Here is a 22,157-nt window from a genome sequence, read left to right as displayed (position 1 = left end):
GTTCAGCTAGCCGATCAGGGTGCTGATGAGCCGGAAAGACAGGGCGAAGATGGCGATGAGGCCGATGGCTCCGAAAAGGTTTTGCCACCACTTGTTGCGGAGGTCGCCCATGACGGCGGTTTTGTTGGCCATGGTGACGATCAGGACTCCGAGCAGGGGTGCGATGAGGACTGTGAGGGACTGAGCGATGACGATCAGGCCGACGGGTGAGGACTGGAATGAGAGGGTGATGATCAGGCCGAAGGCAAGGATCGCTGCGGTAAAAATGCGCGCTGCGGGGGATCCTGCTTTGGCACCGCGTCCGATGGCGTCGGAGAGCATGGTACCGCCTGCGGTGGCGTTGGCGATCATGGAGGAGAACGCTGCTCCGGAAAGTCCCAGGGCGAAGAGCATGGCCCCGGTGGGGCCGGCCAGCGGGGTGAAGATGGAGGCGAGGGCGTTGATGGTCCCGGCCTCGGCCCCGGTCTTTCCCAGTACGGCGGCGGCGACCATGATGACCAGGGCGGTCATGATGCCGGGGGCGACGATGCCGGGGATGGTGTCAACGAGGGTGATGTCCTTGTAGTCGGCGCGGGTGCGGCGGTGTTCCTTGATGCCGTAGGAGGTGTAGAAGGCGGCGTTGATGGAGAAGTTGGTGCCTACGAGGGCAATGATGAGGAGTTCGCTTCCGGCAGGCAGGCTTGGGACCATTCCTTCGAGGGACCGGTACCAGTCGGGCTGCGCGACGACGGTGCTGGCGATGAAGGCGATGCCCATCAGGACAACGATGACCAGGAGTGCTTTTTCGACGATGCCGTAGACGTTTTTGAAAGCCAGGACGATCGCGACGGCGATGGTGCAGACAACGGTCCACAGGACCGGGGAGCCGCCGAAGATCAGTGACAGGCCGAGGCCGGATCCGACGGCGTTGCCGACGGAGAACATGAGGGTGATACCGAAGACGCCAAAGCCTGCGAGCAGGCCGACCCATTTGCCGAGGTGGTCCTTGATCGAGGAGATCAAAGAGACGGGGGTGGCGATGCCGAGCCGGACGCTCATGTCCGTGAAGAAGATCATCAGGATCGTTGAGACTGCGATGACCCAGACGAGGCTGTAGTCGAACCGGCTTCCGGCCTGCACGGCGGTGGTGAGGTTTCCGGGGCCGAACTGCCAGGCTCCGACGACGAAGGCCGGGCCCATCAGGGCAAGGTACTGCAGGAAAGTCCGGTGCTTCTTCGCGGCCGCGGGGGCCTGGTTTCCTTGCTGGGTTGCCATCTGTTCTTCCCTGGTTTCCTGGTGGGTGATGGTCTTATTCTGCTGCTCGCGCATCGGCGAGTCCTCCTTATACAGCGACACTGCTGGGGGCGTCATTGGCCCGGGACGGAGAGTGAAAGTTAGGGCACGGGTGGCGGGCCAGGGGCACGCCACCCGTGAGGACCCGTAAAGGGTGGAATCAGGCGCTGACGGTGACCTTGCCGATGTTGGCGGCAGCGAAGGCTTCGGCAATTTCGGTTTCGGCGCCCTCGGGCAGGGGCAGGAGCGGGGTGCGCACCGTGGCGTGGTCAAGAATGCCGCGGTTCACCAGGCCCCACTTCAAGGCGACGGTGCCTTCCATGTGGGACCCGCGGTGGTAAACGTTCTTTGTCACGGGGAGCAGGCGCTCATGGATGGCGTGGGCACGCTTGTAGTCCTGCGCCTTGCCGGCTTCGATCAGTTCGACGAGCAGTTCGGGGGCGATGTTGCCGTAGCCGACGAGCAGACCGTCGACATCGAACATCGTTGGCAGCAGGTATTCGTCGTGGCAGGACAGCACCTGCAGTTCGGGGTACGCGGCGCGCAGTGCGGGGATCTCCGTGTACCACCGGCGCATGTTCCGGACACCGTTCTTCGTGGCAAAGACGCCCTCCTGGCCAGCGATCTCCAGCTGAGTGTCCAGGTTGTAGCTCGCCTTGGTGTTGTCCGGGTACTGGAACAGGATCAGCGGCAGACCGGACTCTTCATAGATCTCCTTGTAGCGCGTCTGCGGCGCGCCGTCCTGGTATCCGAAACGCAGCCACCCGTGCGAGGGGTAGACCAGACCGGCTGACGCGCCGGCCTCGACAGCTTTCTTTGCCTCTAGGGCCGCGGTCTTGTTGCCCTCCTTGGTGATGCCCGCCACGACCGGCACGCGGCCGTCGGTGGAGGCAACGAACGCGCGGATAACGTCAAGCTGCTCCTCTTCAGTAAGGAACGTGCCTTCGCCCGCGTGCCCCAGGACGACGAGGCTCTTAACGCCTTCAATCGAACCGAGCCACGAGCCAAGACGCTGGATCGCCGGGTAGTCGATAGCGCCATCTTCGGTGAACGGGGTGACAGGTGCGGGGCTGAGTCCGCGGAGATCGAGTGTCATTGCAGCTACCTCTTGTCTTCATTGATGGTCGGCAGTCCCGCTGTCATGAGAACGTTTGCGGGAACGTTTTCAAGTTTGCCCGTGTCGCAGCTCACTGTCAAGAGAACGTTTGCAAGTCAGGAGGATTAGAGTGTCTGTTACACCCTTGCTGAAGAGGAGAACCCTTATGGATCCGGCCGCCACCGGCACTGTCGTCACGCTGAAGGACGTCGCAGCGGCCAGTGGCGTGAGCATTTCCACGGCCAGCCGCGCCCTGGATGAAAGGACCACGTCTCGCTCAGCAGCTGCAGCGAACGTCCGGAAAGTGGCCGAGGAGCTCGGTTACCGGAGGAACTCCTTCGCCTCCAGCCTGCGCCGCGGCGAAACCCGCACCCTGGGCGTCCTTGTCCCCCGCTTGAGCGACACCGTCATGGCCTTGATGTTCGAAGAACTCGAGAAAGCCGCATCCTCCCGCGGCTACTTCGCCATGGTTGCCACCAGCGGAGATGACCCTGACGAGGAACGCAGCGCAGCCGAAACCCTGCTCGACCGCAACGTGGACGGATTGATCCTGGCCACGGCCCGGCTCGACGACAAACTCCCCCGGCTCCTGCGTGAACGCCGGGTAGCGCATGCATTGGTACTGCGCACCGACGGCATCAGCCCATCCGCCCTCGGAGACGACGAAGTGGGCGGCTACCTCGCCGTGCGCCACCTCATCGACCTCGGACACCGCGAGATCGCTGTCGTCACCGGCCCTGACTTCACATCCTCCGGGAAAGCCCGTCTCGCCGGCGCCCGCAGAGCCATGGAAGAAGCCGGCATCAAACCGGCCGACAAATGGCTCATCGCCGCAGGCTACGGCATCGAAAACGGCTACACCGCCGGCGAAACACTCCTTAGCGCTGGCCATCGTCCCACAGCGGTCTTCGCGGCCAACGACAACATCGCCATGGGCGTGATGGCGGCAGCACACCGCAACGGCATCACCATCCCCGAAGACCTCGCACTGGTCGGGTACAACGACACACCCCTTTCGGCGCGGCTGCCCACACCCCTAAGCTCCGTCCACGTTCCCCTGGACCAGATCGCCGCCACCGCCATCGACCTCATCGTCAACCCCGCAACCGAACCCCTCATTCGGCGATCCATGCCTACCCTCATCCCCCGCCAATCCAGCGGAACACCCAAGCACTAGTCCACTTCCCTGCCTGCGCCGTCGATCTGCAGGATCTAGTTCCGACGAGTTTGGTGACCTCGTAAGTGTGGCCGGCCGCACGGAGTCGCTGTATGAGCACGTTGCCGAGTGCAGTGGCCGGTGTCAGTGACCCCTTCGCGGTTGGCAGCCGGTCACTGTCGAGGGCTAGAGCGAGTGCAGTCTCCCCTGCCATGACGGCGGTGGCGGCATAGCCGGGATCACCGGGGCCGGCAGCAATTGCCTGGTAACGGTGCCCGTCTTCGGTGCGGGCGGTTACCTGGGAGTGGAACCAGCCTGCGCGCTGCGTGCTGATGCTCGGACCTGCACCTGGTGCCGGCAGCCAGCGGTCGAGCACCCACCGGGTGGGCGGGAACGCCATCGCACCCACAAATGCCCGAAGCCCGAGCGCCGTTGCCCTGGCGAGAACCGCTCCTGCCGGTCCGCGGGCCATTCCCATCACCTCGCCGTACTGAAGGGAGCGGCCGTAGGCCCAGCCCTGCAATGCGTTGCTGCGGCGCACTATCCGAGTGTTGAATGGGGCCATGATGAAAGGCACGGTCCAGGTGCCGTCATCGGAACGGCGCACCGGACCGGCGTCAGGAGGCTGTTGTATCTCCGGCTCCCGTGCCCGGTCAGGGCTTAGAGCGAAGGGGTCTGCGGCCAATGACCTCAGGGCGGGGCTCGATCGCATCGCGTCGAGCTGCCCGCGCATCGACTCGAGCGTGCCTCCGCTGATGCCGGCCTTGGCCCTAGCAACTAGTTGAACCTGGAGCAGGCCGCCAGCGCCGTCGGCTTCTGCCGCCTGATGAAGCAGCAGTACGGCGAGGTCGGACGGCACGGAGTCATAGCCGCAGGAGTGCACAATCCTGGCCCCGCTCGTCTTGGCCAGGGCGTCGTAGCGATCGATCGCCTCCCGGATGAAGGACACCTCACCGGCGAGGTCGGCGTAGTGAGTACCGGCCCGTGCGCATGCCTCCACGACGGGTAGTCCGTGTTTCGCGTATGGACCGACGGTTGTGAACAGCACACGGGTGCCCGCGGCGAGGGCCGCGATAGTGTCCCCGGCCTCCGAGTCAGCTTCAATAAGGGCCCATCCGTGCGCCGCTTCCGGCAACTGCGACCGAACCGCCTCAAGCCTGGGTTTGGACCGGCCCGCGAGTCCGACCCGCATACCTGCCGGTGCATGCTCTGCGACGTAGGCGGCGATCAGCCGGCCAACGAACCCTGTCGCTCCATAGAGAACGAGGTCATGTTCCCGAGGTAAGTTTTCCATAACTGCAGCCTTTCACGGCGGCAACTCCAGGCCGACACCCGGCTCCTTGCTTGAGTCCCCGCAACGGGGACAATTCTCGTAGTTTATCCACGGCTACTGCTGCCAAGGAGCTACCCCAACGGCTCCTATTCCCCGCCGTAGATAGCCCGAATTGACCCCAATCATGAACGGGTCGAAACCGCCGCCGATTCCGGCCGCGTTGTCAGTAAGCACTTGTTTGCCTGACCGAGACAGCCTGACAGAAGGTCCATTATCGACGCTTCTATGTCTGTCAAGCGGGCGGGAAACGGGTGCGGACGCGGACCAAGTTGTCGCCTGGGGCGGCTTAGGTGACCACGAGCCGCCCCACCCACCAAATTCCTCAGCAAAGGACTTTCAACATGAACGACGCAATCCGCATCTCCAGCCCCGCCGACATCCTCGGTTTCATCCCGCACTCCCTCGGGTTCGTACCGCGGGAATCCTTTGTGTTCCTGACCATGCGGGGCAAGACGCTGGGCGCCACACTGCGGGTCGACGCCCCCGCGTTCGCGGAACCCGCCGGTTTCGCCCGCTCCCTGGTGGACTACCTCGCACTGGACACTCAGGCCACGGCGGTGCTGCTGGCCATCTACACGGCCAGCACCCCCCGCCCGGACAGCCCCGCCCCTTCCACGACCACGTCGAGGCCGTCATCGAGGCACTGGACAGCGCAGGTACCCCGCTGCAGGACGCGTGGCTGGTCACCCCGTCACACTGGCAGAACCTGCTGTGCGACAGCGACGCCGGGTGCTGCCCGCCCGAATCACTGGAAACCATCACCGACAAGCAACTGAACGCGGAACTGGTGTTCCGTGGCAGCAGCTACCAAAAGACGCCCGGCACCAGCTACGCACCGTTCGCAGGCCCGGCAGACAGGGAACGCTCCCACCCCCGCAACCCAGTCGGGGTCAACGTTGGCGCGAAAAAGCGGCCTATGTGGGGCTATATGCATCCTGCTGGTCGGCAAGGGCTCGTGACCGCCTGTAGGAAGTCGCCCGGGACATTCCCAGGTCCCTGGCAACCCGCGCCGCGGGCTCGCCACCTTTAACCAGGCGGACAGCATTCTGAATTTGGCTATCAGTGACCTGGCGGGGTCGGCCGCCAAGGCCGAGGCCAGCCTTGCGACGCTTGTTAATGGAGTCCGTGACACGTTCGCGCTTGATCTCGTGCTCCATCTGCGCGAGGGCGGCCATGATCGTGTACAACATTGCGCCCATCGGTGTTGCGGTGTCGACGTCGCCACCGCCCAGGTTCAGCACCCGCAGACCGGCGCCCCTGCCGCGGAGTTCATCGGCGAAGGCGAGCATGTTATGGGTGGATCGACCGAGCCGGTCCAAAAGTCGTGATGACGAGAGTGTCACCCTGGATGAGCGCGTCGAGTGCCCGATCGAACTGTGGTCGCGAAGCACGCGCCCCGGAGACTCCATGGTCGATGTATAGGTCATCGGGTCGAACGTCGGCGGCGAGTAGATCTGCCTGTTGCCGGTCGGTGGACTGCTGCCGTGTCGAAACGCGTGCATAGCCAATAAGTTTCGACACGCCTGCCTCCGAATGTGTCTCGTAACTAATGATTAGTATGCCGATTCCACCAAGGGGTTCGAGACATAGTTATGAGAATGGCCTGGTGCTGGGAAAGCCATGTGATTCCACAGGAACCAGAACCTGCGAACGCGTTGCTTTCCTCAGCCTTGGGACGCCTCGCATTTCAAGGGTTTTGGAACGGTAGGAACTTGGAGTTTGGGGTCGGGCAGCGCCTCGCGCCTCCCCTAACCACGCTCAACCTGCAAAACCCTTCGGGGGAAGGTGTCGGTGTCGAGGGCAAGACGGTCGTTCCTGGCGGCGGGATATGCCTTCTTCGCAGGTGGGCTCGCAGCAGGGATGGACATCAGCGAAAAATGGGAATTGGCGGGTGTCCCGTCTACAGTCCGTTCTGGAAGTATTCAACTTAGAGCTACAGCACGTCTAGCTCATGCAAGTCGGGTTACTACTCGAGAATTTAGTTACAGGATGATTTTGTAATATGAAAGAGATGCAGACTTTTTCGTCGTACTTCCGTTTCTTCCGCGCAGCTTGGGCCCTGTGGGTGATGGCGTTTATTTTTGCGGCAGGGATATTTTTCTCCACCTTCTCATTGACTGGTGGCTCGAACGGTTTCGAAATCGGCATCTTACTCGCCGCCGGCATCCTTGGGGGCGGTTTAATTCGGGGACTCGTCCGAGAAAGTTGGGTCACCATAATTTTTGTCCTCACTGTCGTCGCGGCAGGCTTCCTTCTTTCGCAGTTTCCTGCGCCTTGGTCTAAGCTCTGGCCAGTGGTAGTTCCCGCAAGCGCAATTGGCGTGATGGTCGGTAACATCATTCGCCTCGGACTACTTCACAGTAAACAGAGGACGCCCCGGGACGTGTGGGTTGTCAATGGTGTCGAGGTGCCGCCGACCGAGACAGCGAAGGCATCGTCACTGGCGGCGCTTTCGTCTTGGGACAGCGCTGAGGCGGGGCGTTTCTTTGTCGGACGTAGTGATCGATTGTTTGAGGCTATGGGAAGTCCTGCGACGGGTTTCATCGTGCACTGCACGGCTAATTCTCAAGACGAGAGTGCGTGGCGGGTGTTGGGCTTAATGAAGGGGAAAGCAGAGTCTGAGATTTTCATTCCTACGGGTCCTGCGTTCGCACCTAGCGGCGTTGTCGTCGATCTGGACACAGCAAGTTCCGCGTTGCGGGGATTTTTCCACTACCGGGGCCCTGATCCGGAGCTTTTCTGGACCTCAGGAAATACAGTACTTGATCTGAAATTCGGCTAGGCCCTGACGAGCGGCCCTTTGCTATACCCGGACCGGTGACGCGAGTATATCCGCAGTGAGGTTGCGTTTTGATGCGCGGAAGCCGTTCAAGCGACTGACCATGACTGCCATTCGACCGCGAACCCAAGGTGCTCGTTGAACGGTGAGAAAATGCTGGGCCTCAAGATCGACGTCAAACTCGACTCACTTTTGAGATGCCGTGAGAGCGTCCTGCATTAGTGTCCGTAAGTCGACCGGCTGTCGGGCACATCTCGATTGCGCCTTCGTGCGCTGATCACAACATGAGGGCGAGCGGCAAGGGAGGATGTAGGAATGAGTTCACAAATGCCGGTTGCCGTCCGAGCCGCGGCCTCATGGCGGAGGCGTCGCTGGTTGAAGAGTCGTTACCGCAGCATTCGGTATGACGCGCGATTCGCCGACGGACGCGAGGAGCACGGCGTCGATTTGAACGCCGTGCTTCAAGGATCCCGCTTCCCCGCGGACTACTGGTCCACGCGGAACGGCGCGGACCTGGCCTGCCCAGAAGAAGGCACCGGGCTATGGGTGGACTATCCCTATGGTCGGCCGCTCTAGCGAGCCAAAATAAAGAACCAGTGCCTGGTGAAGTATCCCCTTACGGGCACTTAAAACCTTCTACTGGCCGAGGCGACGTGTCTCATACTCAGGCGTCTCAAATCCTTAGGGATACGAGCCAATTAACTAGATCTTGACGTCGCACTTGCATTTTGCAAGTATGAGCCGCATGAGCCGTTTCATCACCTGCCCGGTCGAGAGCGTTCAGCGCTCGACAGCCTTCTATACCGCCCTCGGCTGGACCCTCAACCCGGAAATGTCCGATCACAACGTGTCATGCTTCGCGATCGCGCCCGAGCAGTACGTCATGCTCGGCAGCCGCGAAATGTATGCGAGCGTCGGCGGCGCCGAGGAGCTCGTCGGCGGACCCGACACCCCCTCGAAGGTCACGGTCTCATTCGACCTTGGCAGCCGTCAGGCGGTCGACGAGCTCGTCGAACGCGCCGGTGCCGCCGGCGGGCGGATCGGTGATACCGACGATCACCCCTTCATGTACCAGCGCCAGTTCGACGACCCCGACGGCTACCACTACTCGCCGTTTTGGATGAAGCCGGACGACGATCCGACCGAGTGAGCGATCTCGCCGCGGCCCTCGATATCGTTGGAGCGCGGTGGGCCTTGCTCATCGTGGAGCGGCTGCTCAACGGGCCGCAGCGCTACGGCGACCTGCAGCGCGACCTCGGAGTGCCGACGAACATACTCGCGACCCGCCTGCGCGAGCTTGAGACCGCCGGTGTACTGTCCCGCCTGCCCCTCCGGCACAACACCCGGGCCTACGCGCTGACCGATCGCGGGCTCGCCTTGCGTGAGGCGATCATCGCGCTAGGACGCTGGGGCAGCGATGAGGCCTAGGCGTGGCGCGGAATCGCGATACGCTCCGACGAGTTGGCTGGGCTCTGACCCTGCAACATTTTGGTGGGCTGGATCTATAGAGGCGTAAAGGGTGTTGAGCTGACGGTAGAGGATTCGGGCAAGGTAGCGCTTGAGGGATCTTCGAATTTCCCGGTAGCCACGGCCTTCTTGAGTGCGTTTGGCAACGTACTCCCGCGTTTCGGGATGGTGGATCATTCTCGTCATGGTGATGATGTGCAGGGCACGATTGAGTCGCCTGTCACCGCCTCTGTTGAGCCTGTGCCGGACAGTGTTACCACTTGAGGCCGGCAGGGGATTCACCCCTGCCGGTGACGCGAAGGCAGCTTCGCTGCGAACCCTTCCTGGATGCGACCAAGCTGTCAGGACGGCAGCGACTGAAACGGTCCCGGCGCCCACCATCTCCAGCAGCGGGGCGGCGGGACTTTGCTGTATCAGCTCAGTCATGCGATTCTGATTAGCAGCCAGCTGAGTGGTCACTTCGAGAACGCGGCGCGCCAACCGAATCACTTCCTCCCGCGCAATCGCTAGTTCCATCTGCTCCTGCCTTTCCCGCCATCTGGTGATCGTGTTGATCTGAGCGGGGACCTGAGGTTTACGGGCATCGATTCCAAGATCATGTGCCCGGAGGAGGGCAATAAGTGCATTGACATTCATTGTTCGTTCCCGCGTCAGTTGATCCCGGGCTGCACTCAGGATCCTGAGCCCGGCACGGGTTCCTTCATCCCGTCGCGGAACCCGTAGTTGGGACTCCTCCAAGCCCAGGACAGCGGCTCCGATGGCTGTGGCGTCCAATGGGTCCGATTTGCCCAGCCCTCGACGGCCTCGGGCGTTCATACGTGGAGCTTCGGCGACGTTGTCACCGGCGTCGGTTATTGCCCTGGCCAGACGGGCTCCATACGAGCCGATACCCTCAACAGCCCACGAACGGGCGGGTCTGCGCAACGATAGTCAACGCGGCCACCCTCCTTTCTTTCGAATGGACAAGACAAGTCGCAGCACGACCGGCGCCGGACCTGGGAAGAGTCACTTCGAGGCAAAACTGTGATGAGCCACAACCTCAGAGGCTGGGCAAGCTTCTAATCAAGCCACCGACGTGGGAAAGATCAACGCCGACCGCTCCACCGAGCGCGGACAAATCGGGGGAAACGCACCCTCAAGGGCAATTGTTTTTTCGAGTCACGCGCCGGGCAGAACGACCGGCATCAACACTGCCAGCTAGTCCCAGACCAGCCACGTAAAGACTCACAGGCGTTGAAGTGGGACGAGTAGAAGTAGAGGACCGTCCCAGTCAGTCTTTTAGTGTTTGCGCAGTTGAACAAACGCAGTCATAACTCGGCCGATACAGCAATACCAGCAACCCGCTCGGCTGCAACAAACACGTCCGATCACCGAAGGAGTAAAGACCGCCCGCTCAACTGCAGTCAGTCAAGCAGCGCTACGCCGAACTCAGCGACGACTGCCCCCAATTCCCTGAGGTAGCGCTTCGCTTGGTCGGTAAGCGGAATCGCGGCGTGGCCGATCCAGCCGATCTCGATGCGTTCGTCGACGTCGAGCGGGATGGCGACGATCTCCGGGTCGAGCTGCCCGCTGATGATGCCCGTCGAGATCGTGTAGCCGTGGAGCCCGATCATGAGGTTGAAGATCGTGGCACGGTCAGAGACCCGGATCTCCTGCTTACTGGACAAGGTGGAGAGAATCTCCTCGGCGAAGTAAAAAGAGTTGTTCGCACCTTGATCGAAGGTTAGCCGCGGCAAGCCGGCGAGATCGGCGAGAGTCGCACGCTCTTTTGAGGCGAGCGGGTTGTTCCGTGAAATGAAAATGTGCGGTTTGGCGAGGAAAAGCGGAGTGAACGCGAGCCCGGATTCCCGGAGTAGCTTGTCGATGATCTTCCGGTTGAAATCGTTCCGGTAGAGAATGCCTATCTCGCTGCGGAGCGTCCGCACGTCCTCGATGATGTCCCAGGTGCGGGACTCACGCAGCGAGAACTCGTATTCGGCCACCTCAGTGGCCTTGACCATCCGGACGAAGGCGTCCACCGCGAACGAGTAGTGCTGCGTTGACACCCCGAGCAGACGTCGCGTCGGTGGCCTACCAAGGTAGCGCTGCTCGAGGAGAGCGAACTGCTCGACGACCTGCCTCGCATAGCCGAGGAACTCGACCCCGTCGGCGGTGAGGGTGACCCCGCGGGCGGAGCGAACCAGGAGCGCACGGCCCACCCGGGCCTCAAGGTCCTTCATCGCTGCGGACATTGTTGGCTGCGCTACGTAGAGAAGATCGGCAGCCGCGGAGATCGACCCCTCAGCTGCAACTTCTATGAAGTAGCGGAGCTGCTGCAGGGTAAGTCCGCTCGAAAGCTGGGGCATAGGAAAATTCTATATCAGTGCATAGAAACCCCTAGTTACTCGATATCCCTGGAAGGCTGCACCATGGATACATCCCCTTCTGAAAGGCCGTGTCCGGCCCATCAACGATTGGCAGCGCATGGCAGACAACTTCACCTTCAGCATCACCACTACCCCCTTCAACGAGGACTACTCCCCGTCGGAAGGCTCCCGGGTCACGACGAATTTCGCCAACCTGGCACGGGGCGAGCACCGCCAGGAGAACCTCCGCAACGCCTTGGCCATGATGCGGCGGCGCTTCAACGATCTCGCAGGCTGGGACAACCCAGACCGGGACCGTTACACGCTCGAGCTTGAGATCGTCTCCGTGCAGATACAGTTCACTGCGGAAGGCACGGATCAGCATTTCCCGCTGTTCGAGGTTCTCGACATCCAGATCGTCGACCAGCTGAACGGGGTCCGCCACCACGGGATCGTCGGGAACAACTTCTCCTCCTACGTCCGTGACTTCGACTTCAGCGTCGTACTGCCAGCGGCAGCAGGAGACGACTCAGGCAAGCCCACCGTTCCCGAGGACTTCGGCGATCTTCACGGCAAACTGTTCCAGCACTTCCTCGATTCCCCGGAATGCCAGGAACGCTTCCCGCAGCCGCCAGTGGTGTGCATCAGCGTCTCCACAACCAAGACGTACCGGCGAACGGGGAACCGTCACCCGGTCCTGGGCGTCGAGTACCAGCAGGACGAGTTCTCGCTGACGGACGCGTACTTCGGAAAGATGGGGCTGCAGGTTCGCTACTTCATGCCACGCGGCAGCGTTGCGCCGCTAGCCTTCTATTTCCGCGGCGACCTGCTCAACGACTACTCCAACCTGCAGCTCATCGGCACGATCAGCACCATGGAGACGTTCCAGAAGATCTACCGCCCGGAGATCTACAACGCGAACTCCGCCGCCGGCCCCGTCTACCAGCCGAGCCTGGGAGAGCAGGATTACTCGCGGACCCAGATCGCTTACGACCGCGTCGAGCGCAGTCAGCTCGCGATCACGCAGGCGAAGTACACGGAGGAGCACTTCATCACGCCCCACAAGGATCTATTGGACCAGTGGACCGCCAAATACCCCGCTCTCGTCAATTGACCCACGGAGAATCGTCAATCATGAACACACTTTTGCCCACCACCGTTGTCGGAAGCCTGCCGAAACCATCGTGGCTCGCACAGCCGGAGACTCTTTGGTCCCCGTGGAAGCTGGAGGGAGATGCGCTGCTGGAGGGCAAGCAGGATGCGCTGCGCATTGCCATCCACGAGCAGAGCCGACGCGGCATCGACATCGTCAGCGACGGCGAGCAGACCCGCCAGCATTTCGTCACGACCTTCATCGAGCATCTCAGCGGGGTCGACTTTGAACAGCGCAAGACCGTGCGCATCCGCGACCGCTACGACGCGAGCGTGCCCACCGTCGTCGGAGCGGTGCGCCGCGAGCGGCCGGTATTCGTCGGAGACGCTGAGTTCCTCCGCGCAACCACCGACCAGCCGATCAAATGGACTCTTCCCGGTCCAATGACCATGGTGGACACGCTCTACGATGACCACTACAAGAGTCGCGAGAAGCTGGCCTGGGAGTTCGCTGCGATCCTGAACCAGGAGGCAAAGGAACTGGAGGCGGCCGGCGTGGACATCATCCAGTTCGACGAGCCCGCGTTCAACGTCTTCCTCGATGAGGTCAAGGACTGGGGCGTGGCTGCGCTTGAGAGAGCGGCAGAAGGGCTGCGTGCGGAGACCGCCGTGCATATCTGCTACGGCTACGGGATCAAGGCGAATACTGACTGGAAGGCGACGCTCGGCTCACAGTGGCGGCAGTACGAGGAATCGTTCCCGCTGCTGCAGAGCTCCAGCATCGACATCATCTCGCTGGAATGCCAGAAATCCCACGTGCCCATGGACCTCATCGAGCTCCTCCGCGGCAAGAAAGTCATGCTCGGGGCAATCGACGTCGCAAGCGAGACCATCGAGACCCCGGAGGACGTCGCCAACACCCTCCGCAAGGCCCTGCAGTTCGTTGATGCGGACAAGCTCATCCCCAGCTCTAACTGCGGCATGGCACCGTTCCCCCGGGACGTCGCACTGGCCAAGCTGAGTGCTCTCAGCGCAGGGACGAACATCATTCGCGAGGAACTCGACCGCTCTACACCCAGGGTGTCATAACGATGTTTCACGCCTACCCCGCAGACACTTGGCTCGAAGCTCCGAAGCAAAGCTTCCCGCCCTCCCTCTCGGCCGACGAATTCAAAGCACTGTTCCGTGGCCACCCAGGAGGAGTCGCCGTCATCACGGCTGATGCCGGCGAAGGACCGGTGGCACTGACGGTATCGTCGGTCGTGTCAGTGAGTGCGGAACCTCCGTTGCTGATTTTCTCGGTGTCGGCACTGTCCTCTGCGTCCGAGGTGCTTTCGCGCGCCGAAACCGTCGTCGTGCACCTGCTGGACGCGCACGACGTCCACCTGGCGAAGTTTGGAGCGACCCCCGGCGCCTACCGCTTTGACCAGACGCACCGCTGGTCGGCCCTTGCAACCGGCGAAGCGGTGTATGACGATGTCCGCGCTTGGTTGCGCTGCGCCGTCATCAATCGCATGGAGATGGGGACCTCCACAATCATCGCCGTTCACGCCCTGGAGTCCCGCGTGATGCGTGACGTCCAAGCGGGCGAACCCGGCGACGCTCTGGTCTACCACAACCGTTCATGGCACCGTCTGGGCGAAGATTCCAAGCTTAAAGGCTGAGCGCCGCGCCAAAAACGCCAGGCAGCAAGCCGAACGGTTCACGACGGCGGGAGCGCAACTCCCGCCGTCGTCCTCGTCAACATCGGAGCGTCCATGGACTTCCTGAATGGCTCGGATGCAACCCTGTTCTACACGCATGCGACGCTTCGGTTCGCCCTCGAGAAGCTCCTACCGAAAGCTTTAACCCGGCGTAATTGTCCAGAGTTCTTTGGACAATTAACGACGGTCACACCTCCCGCAAGGCTGCAGCCCTTCAGAATCATTCAGGAGATTCAAAAATGACTACATCCCCATATACCCCAGCTGCCGCACTCAGTGCCGGACTTGGTAATCAAGCAGACGAAGCACAGGTCCTGGTCGAGAAGCGCTGGAATGTGCAGTTGCTTGGGCTACTAATGGTCCTGACTTTTGGGACTGGGATTGTCGATGCAGTCGGTTATCTCGCCCTTGACCACGTCTTCATCGGAAACATGACGGGGAACGTGGTGATACTGGGCATGGCCATGGCGGGAGCAGATGGCCTTCCAGTGCTAGGTCCTCTGACAGCGATGGTGTGTTTCTCAATCGGCGCCGCGGTGACCGGGCTGGTACTGAGAAAACGATCTGCGGAATGGCGCCTGCCAATCACGGTGCTGCTGCTTGTCGCAGGGCTCCTTCTTTGCTCCGTCGGGGCCCTAGCCTCCCTGGTCGGTAATAGCCTTTCCACCGATGTCCGAGTGATCATCTCTTCATTGGCGGCAGCTGCTATGGGAATTCAGGCCTGTGTAGCCCGAAAGCTCGCGGTCCGGGAAATGACAACCGTGGTCGTCACCTCCACCCTAACCGCGTTGTCGGGTGAGCTTTTCCTCGTAAGGGGGCACAAGGGATTGCTGAACAGGAGAAGTGCTGCGATTGTTGTGCTTCTTCTTGGTGCGGCTCTTGGCGCGCTGCTTGCCGGCGCCGGAGCCGGCCCTGCTTTGATCGTTTCCGGAGCCCTGATAGTTGTTGTGGCATTGCTGGGGCAATGGGGAGCCCGGATTCATCGTTTCCGTCTATCTACCTGAGCCGAGGCGCCGAAGAGGCAAAGAACGGGTAAAACCTGGCAGACCGGCGGAATATCCTCCGCTTAGAGCACACTCCAACCTGACGAAGGGGCGGCTGGGTGTACGGTTTGGTGCTGTCCTGCGTGTTCGACGGCGGCGAGGTGTTCGGGGTGTACCGCGTTCATGCGCGGATGGTAGTCAGCGTGCCTGCGTAGCCAGTTTTTCACGTAGGGGCAGACCGGAACGACGGCGATGCCGGCTGCGAGGGTTTCGTCCAGGGCGTTTTGGACGAGCCGGGCGGCGAGGCCCTGCCCGCCGTAGTCCTCACTGACTGTGGTGTGGTAAAAAACTCGCTCCGGTCCTCTAGCACCGTCGTGGGGAAGGTAGTGGGCCTTGCCGATGACTTTGTCACAGTCGAGGAGGTCGTAGCGGCGGCGTTCGGGTGAGTTCCGGACTGTGATTGTGGTTTCGTTTTCCAACAGGGCTCTCCTGGCGCGGGTGCTTTAGCCGCGGGGCCGGAGCTGGACGTTGGGCAGCTCCGGCGCGGGCAGCGGGTCGGGGTAGCCTTCGGGGTACGGCCCGAAGCGGGGATACGGGGCGCCGTCGGCGTAGACGTCCCCGGCGGGAGGCTCGGCCGGTTCGGCACCGATCTCGGCCTGCCAGGCGGCCCGGTATGACACCACCTCGTCGTGGCTGCGTCCGACGAAGTTCCACCACATCACAATCTGTTCGCCGAGGGGCTCCCCGCCAAGGATCAGTACCCGGGCTGGGGTCTGCCCGGCCTGCAGGACGATGCTGCTCCGGCCGGGGGCCAGGTAGTGGAGGTGGTCCACGGCCATGGGCGCGGCGTCAAGGGAGATCTCTCCAGTGTCGACCAGGATCCCGTGTTCAGAGGACGGGTCAAGACTCAGTTCGAGGCGGGCACCGGCCCTGAGCACGGCCTCGGCGCCGAGCAGGGGCGGGGTGTAGGTGGCCACGGGCGAGGAGGAGCCGGCCAGGGAGCCGATGAAGACCCGCAGTTCGGTACAGTCGCCGGAGACAGGTTGCGGGGCGTAGTGTTCGAAGGTCGGCGGCATGTTTCTGGTGGCATCGGGCAGGGCGTACCAGAGCTGGGCTCCGTGCAGAATGCCGGTGTCCGGGGTGGAGAACTCCTGGTGTGAGATCCCCCGTCCGGCGATCATGAGGTTAACCTCTCCGGGCCGGACGATCGCCTCGTACCCGGCGGAGTCGCGGTGGGCGATCTTGCCGGTGAACAGCCAGCTCACCGTTGCCAGGCCGGTGTGGGGGTGCCGCGGGACCTTCATGCCCCCCGATTCCGGGACGAGGTCAGGGCCGTAGTGGTCCAGGAAGCACCATGAACCGATCAGGCTTTACGTTCGCAGCGAAGCACTCGTCGCCGCCAACTAATCCGTATTGGTCTGCGAACAGCTGATTAACCAACGCACACTGAAAACCCCAGAGAACCGGGCCACCGGCTTCCTGGGGCTCTTTCTTTAAGGAGCGAGGCTGAGTCTTCCTCAAACTCGCACGCCGGAAAAAGGAGCGCCTTAGAGTGCGGGTCGACTCGCATGACGGCTCCCAATAATTCCGTTTGGAATACTTGAGTACCCTGGCCGACTTGGTATTTTTGCGCCTTCCGTGAGGGTTTCAGGTTTCAGTGCGAGCCTTGGAGCGCTGAGCAAGGGTCCGGAGGATCCCTGTGTGGTCAAGGGCGCCGTCGCCCCGCGCGACCATATCCTCGAAGAGATTGTGGATTACCGTGCTCAGGGGCAGCTCCAGCTGCGCTGTTCCGGCCGCCCCCAGTACGAAGTTGAGGTCCTTCAGCTGGTTTTGGGCGCTGCCGCCACCTGTGAAGTCGCCGTCAATCCATCTGTGCCCTTTTTGGCGAAGCACCTCGGAGTCCGCCAGCCCGCCCCGAAGCAGCTCAAGCATCACCGATAGATCCAGTCCTCCGCCGCGCGCGAGAAGCATGGCTTCGGAAACGGCGGTGACCGTGCCTGCGACCACGATCTGATTGCAGGCTTTGGCGAGTGCACCCGAGCCTCCAGGGCCCATGTGCCGGATGGTGCTGCCCATGAACCCGAACACTGGAGTGACCGCGCTGAACGTGTCCTCGTCCCCGCCCACCATGATGCTCAGGGTTCCGTTGTCGGCACCCACGGTGCCGCCGCTAACGGGGGCGTCCAGGACCCGGACGCCATATTCACGAAGCATCCGTTCACCAAAGGCCGCCACTGCCCCCGGTGAGACGGTCCCGTGCACGACAAGTATTGGCTGGGCAATACCCCGGGCTGTCCATCCGGCCAGCAGGCCCTCTTCCCCCGGTAGCAATGATTCGACGTGGCTGAGGTCCGGCAACACGGTGAGAACGATGTCCGCGGCCGCCTCGAAAGGTGAAGCCGCGGCGCGGGCGCCCAGGCCCGCTAAGGCCTGGGCCTTCGAAACAGTCCGGTTCCAGACTGTCAGCTCGCCGTAACCGTTCAGCAGCCGGCGCGCCATAGGTTCCCCCATCGGCCCTAATCCCATTAGGGCAAGCGCTGGGTGGTCATGTTCAGGCATTGAAATCCTTTAGCGATTAGGGCTTTCAGGTACGGTTGGAGGCGAATTTAAGGCAGACCTACTGATTGGTCAGGAGATCAGACGGCCACAGGATGAGTTGCGGGAAGATGGCCAGCATGACGATGGCAACCACCATGACCACGTAGAGCGGCACCGCGGCCTTCACAATCTTTTCCATCGGTAGCCCGCTAACATAGGACGCCGCGAACAGGCAGACGCCGACAGGCGGCGTGACCAGGCCAACGGCAAGGGCAGCAACGAGGAAGACAACGAAGTGGATGGGATCCACACCTGAAGACACGGCCGCGGGCATGAGCACCGGTGTGCAAAGCAGGATGGCTGCGACTTTGTCCATCACGGTTCCGATGAGGATCAGGATCAGGCCGATCAGCAGCATGACGATGGTGGGGTTAGTGCTGACGCTCAGCAGCCAGCTGCTGACCTTTGCCGGCAGCCCGTCAATGGTGAAGATGTAAGAGGCGACGCCGGCGATCATGGCGATGAGCAGGATGGTGCCGGTGGTGAGGCCGGCATCCACGATCATCTTGGGCATCTGGCGCCACTTCATGTCCCGGTAGACGTAGACGCCAACCAGCAGGCTGTAGAAGACGGCGATGGCGGCTGCTTCCGTGGGCGTGACGAGCCCGCTGAACATGCCCACCAGGATGATCACCGGGCCGCCCATGGCCGGGATGCCCTCGAGGACGATCCGCAGGCCCTTCTTGAAAGGCGTCCTGGAGACTTCGCCGTAACCGTGGCGTACCGACAGGAAGAAGTTCACAAGCATCAGGACGAGGATCAGGACAATGGACGGTCCAAATCCTCCCGCGAGGGCTGCGCCTACCGAGACGTTCGCGGTTGACGCGGCGATGATCATGAGGATGCTCGGCGGTATCAGTGAGGACAGGGTAGCGGTGACCATGGTCATTGCTGCCGCATAGGGCCGCGGGTACTTATGGTCAGTCATGGCTTTGATCTCGATCTTGCCAAGACTGACAATGTCGGCAACGGAGGATCCGGAGATGCCGCCGAAGATCGCGCTCGATGCGATGTTCACCTGTCCGAGGCCGCCACGGAAGCGGCCGAAAATGACTTCGGCGCCACGGAAGATGCGGTCCGAAATACCTCCTCCGGACATGAGGTTGCCGGCCAGGACGAACAAGGGGACAGCAACCAGCAGGAAGCTGTTCATGGAGCTCATCATGGACTGCGGCAACAGGTCGAGGGGGATATCGAAAATCAGCAGCGTGGCGATGACGCCAATACCGAGTGAGACTGAGAGCGGAACCCCCAGCAGTAGCAGGAGGAGGAAAATGCCCAGCAGGGTCAGGCTCATGCGATCATCTCTCCTTCGAGAATCCTCTTACGCATATACGGGGAGAAGTAGACGGTCGTGATGTGGGCGATGATGGCGAGTGCCGCGCTGATCACTAGGGGCAGGGTTACCAGGAACATCTTCAGTCCCAGGGCAGGACTGGACTCTCCGGCGGCGTACTGCTGCAGCATCAGTTCCACCGTCTTGTAGAGCAGGACACTGAAGAACACGGTTCCGCAGATGGCGTAAAGATGCATGCTGACGTGCTTGAGCCAGGCTGGTCCCCACGCCACCGCGAAGCTAACCCTCGGGTGCACGGCGGCCCGGAAGCCCGCTGCCATTCCCAGGAATGTGGTGTCCATAAACAGGAAACGGGTCAGTTCCTCGGTCCAGGACAGCGAGGCGCCCATCTGGCGGCTGACCATTTGGGCAGCAAGGCTAAGCAGCATCGCGCAGATTCCGATGAAAAGGAGAGCATCCACGGCCTTCCAGATCCAACCCAAAGGTCCCGGGACGTCGCTTACCGGAACCGCCTTGGAGCCACCCTCGGCCGCCTGGTACTCGGCCCCCAGGGTTGGGGTGGTTCCATCATCATGCACTGAATTCGTTTCCTGCACTGGACCCGTCACCTTAGCGTCCGAGGAATTCAAGGCTGGACTGGACGAATTCCTTGCCCACCTTGCCCTCAAGCTCGGGGTAAACATTCTGCGCTGCCGCCTGGAACTTTTCCCTCGCCTCGGGGGTCAGCTCGTTGATCTGCACGCCTTCGCTCTTCAGCTTCTCGAGGGTCTTGGTGGCTTCGTCAGTGTCGTACTTGGTCTTGAAGTCAGCGGTCTCGTCTGCCGCTTCCTGCAGGACTTTCCTGGTCTCCTCATCGAAGGAGTCCCACTTCTTCTTGCTGAACCCCAGGACGAGGCCGTCGGAGATGTGGCCCGTCAGGGAGAGGTAGTCCTGGACTTCGAAGAACTTGTTGTTCACTGGCACTTCCAGAGGGTTTTCCTGGCCGTCAATAGTGCCCAGCTGCAGGGCGGTGTAAACCTCTTTGAAGTCCATTGGCGTCGGGTTGGCACCTACTGAGCCAAAGAACTTAACCCAGAGGTCGTTCTGCGGTACGCGGAGCTTCAGGTCCTTGAAGTCCTCGGGCTGGGTAATGGGACGCACTGAGTTGGTGGTGTGCCGCGGAGTGCGGGTCAGCATGGACACACCCTTAATGCCCAGCTTGTCCAGTGAGCCCAACAGTTCCTTGCCCGGCTCGCCTTCGAAGTACTTGGTAACCTCTTCCGAGTCCTTGAAGAGGTAGGGAAGGCTGACCGCATTCATCTTTGGTTCGAATGATGCGTAGACCGAGGTCGACATGATGGTCGAGTCCAGCGTGCCGTTTCCAAGCAGGTTGACGGCTGCGTTCTGGTCGCCGCCGAACAGGGTGCCGTCGGGGAATGTCTCGACCTTGACCTTGCCGTCGCTCAGCTCGGCAACCTTTTCGGCGAAGTGCTTTGCGGACACCCCCATGGAAGAGGCTGCCGGGTCGCCGATGCCGAGGCGGACGGTGGTGCTGGACCCTCCAGCGGCCCCGCCCCCGCCGCAACCGGTAAGGACAGTACTAACGGTGAGTGCAACGGCCATAACTGCGGTGGCCAAGGTGCGCTTTGGCATCTGATTCTCCTTTGAATACTTGCTGGTTCCTGGCCTACAAGGACAGGGGTGCTAATGCTTGGATGGCGGTGACAAAGGCGTTCGGGGCTGTGCGGACAGGGTAAACAGGGGCGTCCTGGTACACGCCTACAGAACAAAGTGAAAGACTGCGGTGCCAGTGGAACCGGTACACTTTTTTACCACAAGGCCTATGCTGCTGTAAACCATTAGGGAGTGAGTGCCCTATTGGTTACTTGGAGAACTGCAGCCGGGCAACGCTGGAGCGTTCGACCAGTTCCGCGGCCACGCGTATGACGTTGTGTTTTGCCGACGTCTTGCCCTGGGTGTTGGATAAAGCGAGCTGCACGGAATGCCGGGCGAGCAGATCTATGGGTTGCCTGACGATTGTGAGTGCCGGGGTCATGAGTTCGGTCCAGGGCGAATCTTCGAAGACGATGACAGACAGCGCTCCGGGGATTTCGATTCCGGCGTGGGAGAGGCGACGCAGAACTTCGGTGACCTGGGCGGTATTTGCCACCACCAAAGCAGTTGGCGGCTCCTCGATGTTGAGCAGGGCTGATGCAGCATCCCCTCCTGCGGGTCCACGGAACGCGGCGTGCCGGATGAGGAGCTCATCCTGCTCCAGGCCGGCTGTCTCCAGGGCTTGCCGATAGCCGGCAATCCGGTCCCTGCCGGTAGTGGAGGAAGCCGGCCCGGAGATGATTCCGATGCGGCGGTGGCCGTGAGCGGCGAGGAGCGCCGTTGCTGCCCGCGCGGATTCGAAGTTATCGATGCTGACCACGTCAACTTCGGGAAGCGAAGGTATTGACCTGTCGACAAAAACCACTTTAGTGCCGAGATCCTGAAGCTGCTTCCAGATGGCCAGGTTGTTGCCGGTAGGAGTCGCGATAATGCCACTGACCCTGCGCTCGATAAGCGTCGCCAGACGTTCCGACTCCAGCTGGTCATCCTCCTGCGTGGTCATCAGCAGCACCTGGATACCGCGCGAGTGCGCCTCCTGCACCACCTGATCAGCGAGTCGGGCGAAAAAGGGGTTGGAGACATCAGCCAGCAGCAACCCCAGGGTTGTAGGCGGGCCATACTTAAGCTCCCTGGCTGCCGTGCGGGGGTGGTATCCGAGGTTCTTCATCACGTCGTTCACTCTGCCGCGGGTAGCTGCGGCAACGGGACCTGACCCCGGGTTCAGCACCCGGGAGACAACAGCAACGGACACCCCGGCCGCCTGAGCAACATCGCGGATGGTCGGTTGTTTCTGCACGCCTACTCCTTGCCTGGCACTTCCTGGACATCTGGAAACCTATTTCAGCCTAGGGCTTGACCTCGGGCCTACCCGTATGACATAAAAGTGTACCGGTTCCACTTATTTTACCTCAGGTGGGTCCCGCTTGTTCAGCAGCCTCACCA

Annotated in this window: 21 protein-coding genes and 1 pseudogene; 9 read left to right on the top strand and 13 right to left on the bottom strand. The window is 61.7% G+C overall.

Translation table 11 applies throughout. The features are described from left to right. Window positions 1-6: 6 nt before the first annotated feature. Window positions 7-1,308: an Nramp family divalent metal transporter gene (locus AC5RT4_RS04730; RefSeq protein ID WP_494105004.1), complete on the bottom strand. Its 1,302-nt coding sequence runs from the start codon at window positions 1,306-1,308 to the stop codon at window positions 7-9. Window positions 1,309-1,432: 124 nt separating this feature from the next. Further along, the gene (locus AC5RT4_RS04725; RefSeq protein WP_494105003.1) at window positions 1,433-2,368 is read right to left on the bottom strand and encodes a dihydrodipicolinate synthase family protein; all 936 of its coding nucleotides are present in this window, start codon (window positions 2,366-2,368) and stop codon (window positions 1,433-1,435) included. Between the two features lie 166 nt (window positions 2,369-2,534). Between AC5RT4_RS04725 and AC5RT4_RS04720 the strand changes: the two genes are divergently transcribed. Continuing rightward, window positions 2,535-3,545, top strand: coding sequence for a LacI family DNA-binding transcriptional regulator (locus tag AC5RT4_RS04720; RefSeq protein WP_494042532.1), 1,011 nt, complete (start codon window positions 2,535-2,537; stop codon window positions 3,543-3,545). On the opposite strand, the gene AC5RT4_RS04715 is transcribed toward AC5RT4_RS04720, so the two are convergent. Beyond that, complete coding sequence (locus AC5RT4_RS04715; protein WP_494105002.1) at window positions 3,508-4,818, bottom strand: saccharopine dehydrogenase family protein; 1,311 nt, start codon at window positions 4,816-4,818, stop codon at window positions 3,508-3,510. The two genes, AC5RT4_RS04720 and AC5RT4_RS04715, sit on opposite strands and share 38 nt — an antisense overlap. Window positions 4,819-5,198: 380 nt before the next feature. On the opposite strand from AC5RT4_RS04715, the gene AC5RT4_RS04710 reads away from it, so the two are divergent. Continuing rightward, window positions 5,199-5,633, top strand: a complete 435-nt coding sequence (locus AC5RT4_RS04710; RefSeq protein ID WP_494105001.1) for a DUF4192 family protein — start codon at window positions 5,199-5,201, stop codon at window positions 5,631-5,633. A gap of 138 nt (window positions 5,634-5,771) precedes the next feature. On the opposite strand, the pseudogene AC5RT4_RS04705 reads toward AC5RT4_RS04710, so the two are convergent. Next, window positions 5,772-6,378: pseudogene (locus AC5RT4_RS04705) on the bottom strand (recombinase family protein). 481 nt (window positions 6,379-6,859) lie between these two features. Between AC5RT4_RS04705 and AC5RT4_RS04700 the strand changes: the two are divergent. The 3 genes from AC5RT4_RS04700 (at window position 6,860) to AC5RT4_RS04690 (ending at window position 9,064) form a co-directional block, all read left to right on the top strand. Then, window positions 6,860-7,639, top strand: coding sequence for a hypothetical protein (locus AC5RT4_RS04700; protein WP_494105000.1), 780 nt, complete (start codon window positions 6,860-6,862; stop codon window positions 7,637-7,639). Window positions 7,640-8,381: 742 nt separating this feature from the next. Next, window positions 8,382-8,786, top strand: coding sequence for a VOC family protein (locus AC5RT4_RS04695; protein WP_494104999.1), 405 nt, complete (start codon window positions 8,382-8,384; stop codon window positions 8,784-8,786). After that, window positions 8,783-9,064 (top strand): winged helix-turn-helix transcriptional regulator, encoded by a 282-nt coding sequence (locus AC5RT4_RS04690; protein WP_493969088.1) that lies wholly within the window; start codon window positions 8,783-8,785, stop codon window positions 9,062-9,064. The genes AC5RT4_RS04695 and AC5RT4_RS04690 overlap by 4 nt, the downstream gene beginning before the upstream one ends. Here AC5RT4_RS04690 and AC5RT4_RS04685 read toward each other — a convergent pair. Continuing rightward, entirely contained in the window at window positions 9,035-10,027 is a 993-nt protein-coding gene (locus tag AC5RT4_RS04685; protein ID WP_494104998.1) for a transposase, read from the bottom strand. The genes AC5RT4_RS04690 and AC5RT4_RS04685 overlap by 30 nt on opposite strands. Before the next feature lie 479 nt (window positions 10,028-10,506). Then, window positions 10,507-11,448 (bottom strand): LysR family transcriptional regulator, encoded by a 942-nt coding sequence (locus AC5RT4_RS04680; protein ID WP_494104997.1) that lies wholly within the window; start codon window positions 11,446-11,448, stop codon window positions 10,507-10,509. A gap of 118 nt (window positions 11,449-11,566) precedes the next feature. On the opposite strand from AC5RT4_RS04680, the gene AC5RT4_RS04675 reads away from it, so the two are divergent. The 4 genes from AC5RT4_RS04675 (at window position 11,567) to AC5RT4_RS04660 (ending at window position 15,247) form a co-directional block, all read left to right on the top strand. Then, complete coding sequence (locus AC5RT4_RS04675) at window positions 11,567-12,562, top strand: DUF1852 domain-containing protein (protein ID WP_494104996.1); 996 nt, start codon at window positions 11,567-11,569, stop codon at window positions 12,560-12,562. A 20-nt stretch (window positions 12,563-12,582) separates the two neighbouring features. Next, window positions 12,583-13,629 (top strand): methionine synthase, encoded by a 1,047-nt coding sequence (locus tag AC5RT4_RS04670; RefSeq protein WP_494042524.1) that lies wholly within the window; start codon window positions 12,583-12,585, stop codon window positions 13,627-13,629. A gap of 2 nt (window positions 13,630-13,631) precedes the next feature. Next, window positions 13,632-14,204 carry a flavin reductase family protein gene (locus AC5RT4_RS04665; protein WP_494104995.1) on the top strand — a complete coding sequence of 191 codons (573 nt, stop codon included), beginning with the start codon at window positions 13,632-13,634 and terminating at the stop codon, window positions 14,202-14,204. A 278-nt stretch (window positions 14,205-14,482) separates the two neighbouring features. Further along, the gene (locus AC5RT4_RS04660; protein WP_494042522.1) at window positions 14,483-15,247 is read left to right on the top strand and encodes a DUF1275 family protein; all 765 of its coding nucleotides are present in this window, start codon (window positions 14,483-14,485) and stop codon (window positions 15,245-15,247) included. Between the two features lie 62 nt (window positions 15,248-15,309). Here AC5RT4_RS04660 and AC5RT4_RS04655 read toward each other — a convergent pair whose 3' ends face one another. The 7 genes from AC5RT4_RS04655 to AC5RT4_RS04625 form a co-directional block, all read right to left on the bottom strand. After that, the gene (locus tag AC5RT4_RS04655; RefSeq protein ID WP_494104994.1) at window positions 15,310-15,705 is read right to left on the bottom strand and encodes a GNAT family N-acetyltransferase; all 396 of its coding nucleotides are present in this window, start codon (window positions 15,703-15,705) and stop codon (window positions 15,310-15,312) included. A gap of 24 nt (window positions 15,706-15,729) precedes the next feature. Further along, window positions 15,730-16,590 carry a pirin family protein gene (locus AC5RT4_RS04650; RefSeq protein WP_494105145.1) on the bottom strand — a complete coding sequence of 287 codons (861 nt, stop codon included), beginning with the start codon at window positions 16,588-16,590 and terminating at the stop codon, window positions 15,730-15,732. A gap of 283 nt (window positions 16,591-16,873) precedes the next feature. Beyond that, window positions 16,874-17,752, bottom strand: coding sequence for an NAD(P)-dependent oxidoreductase (locus AC5RT4_RS04645; protein ID WP_494105144.1), 879 nt, complete (start codon window positions 17,750-17,752; stop codon window positions 16,874-16,876). A 91-nt stretch (window positions 17,753-17,843) separates the two neighbouring features. After that, a complete protein-coding gene (locus AC5RT4_RS04640; protein ID WP_494104993.1) occupies window positions 17,844-19,121 on the bottom strand; it encodes a TRAP transporter large permease in 1,278 nt (425 codons plus the stop codon). Continuing rightward, window positions 19,118-19,699 carry a TRAP transporter small permease gene (locus AC5RT4_RS04635; protein WP_494104992.1) on the bottom strand — a complete coding sequence of 194 codons (582 nt, stop codon included), beginning with the start codon at window positions 19,697-19,699 and terminating at the stop codon, window positions 19,118-19,120. Before AC5RT4_RS04635 ends, AC5RT4_RS04640 begins: the two co-directional genes overlap by 4 nt. 31 nt (window positions 19,700-19,730) lie before the next feature. Then, on the bottom strand, window positions 19,731-20,753 hold the full coding sequence (locus tag AC5RT4_RS04630) for a DctP family TRAP transporter solute-binding subunit (RefSeq protein WP_494104991.1): 1,023 nt from the start codon (window positions 20,751-20,753) through the stop codon (window positions 19,731-19,733). A gap of 229 nt (window positions 20,754-20,982) precedes the next feature. Next, entirely contained in the window at window positions 20,983-22,011 is a 1,029-nt protein-coding gene (locus AC5RT4_RS04625) for a LacI family DNA-binding transcriptional regulator (RefSeq protein WP_494104990.1), read from the bottom strand. Window positions 22,012-22,157 lie beyond the last annotated feature (146 nt).

It is taken from the genome of Arthrobacter sp. sptzw42, from assembly GCF_059089685.1.
This window is presented reverse-complemented; position numbering and strand designations above follow the sequence as displayed.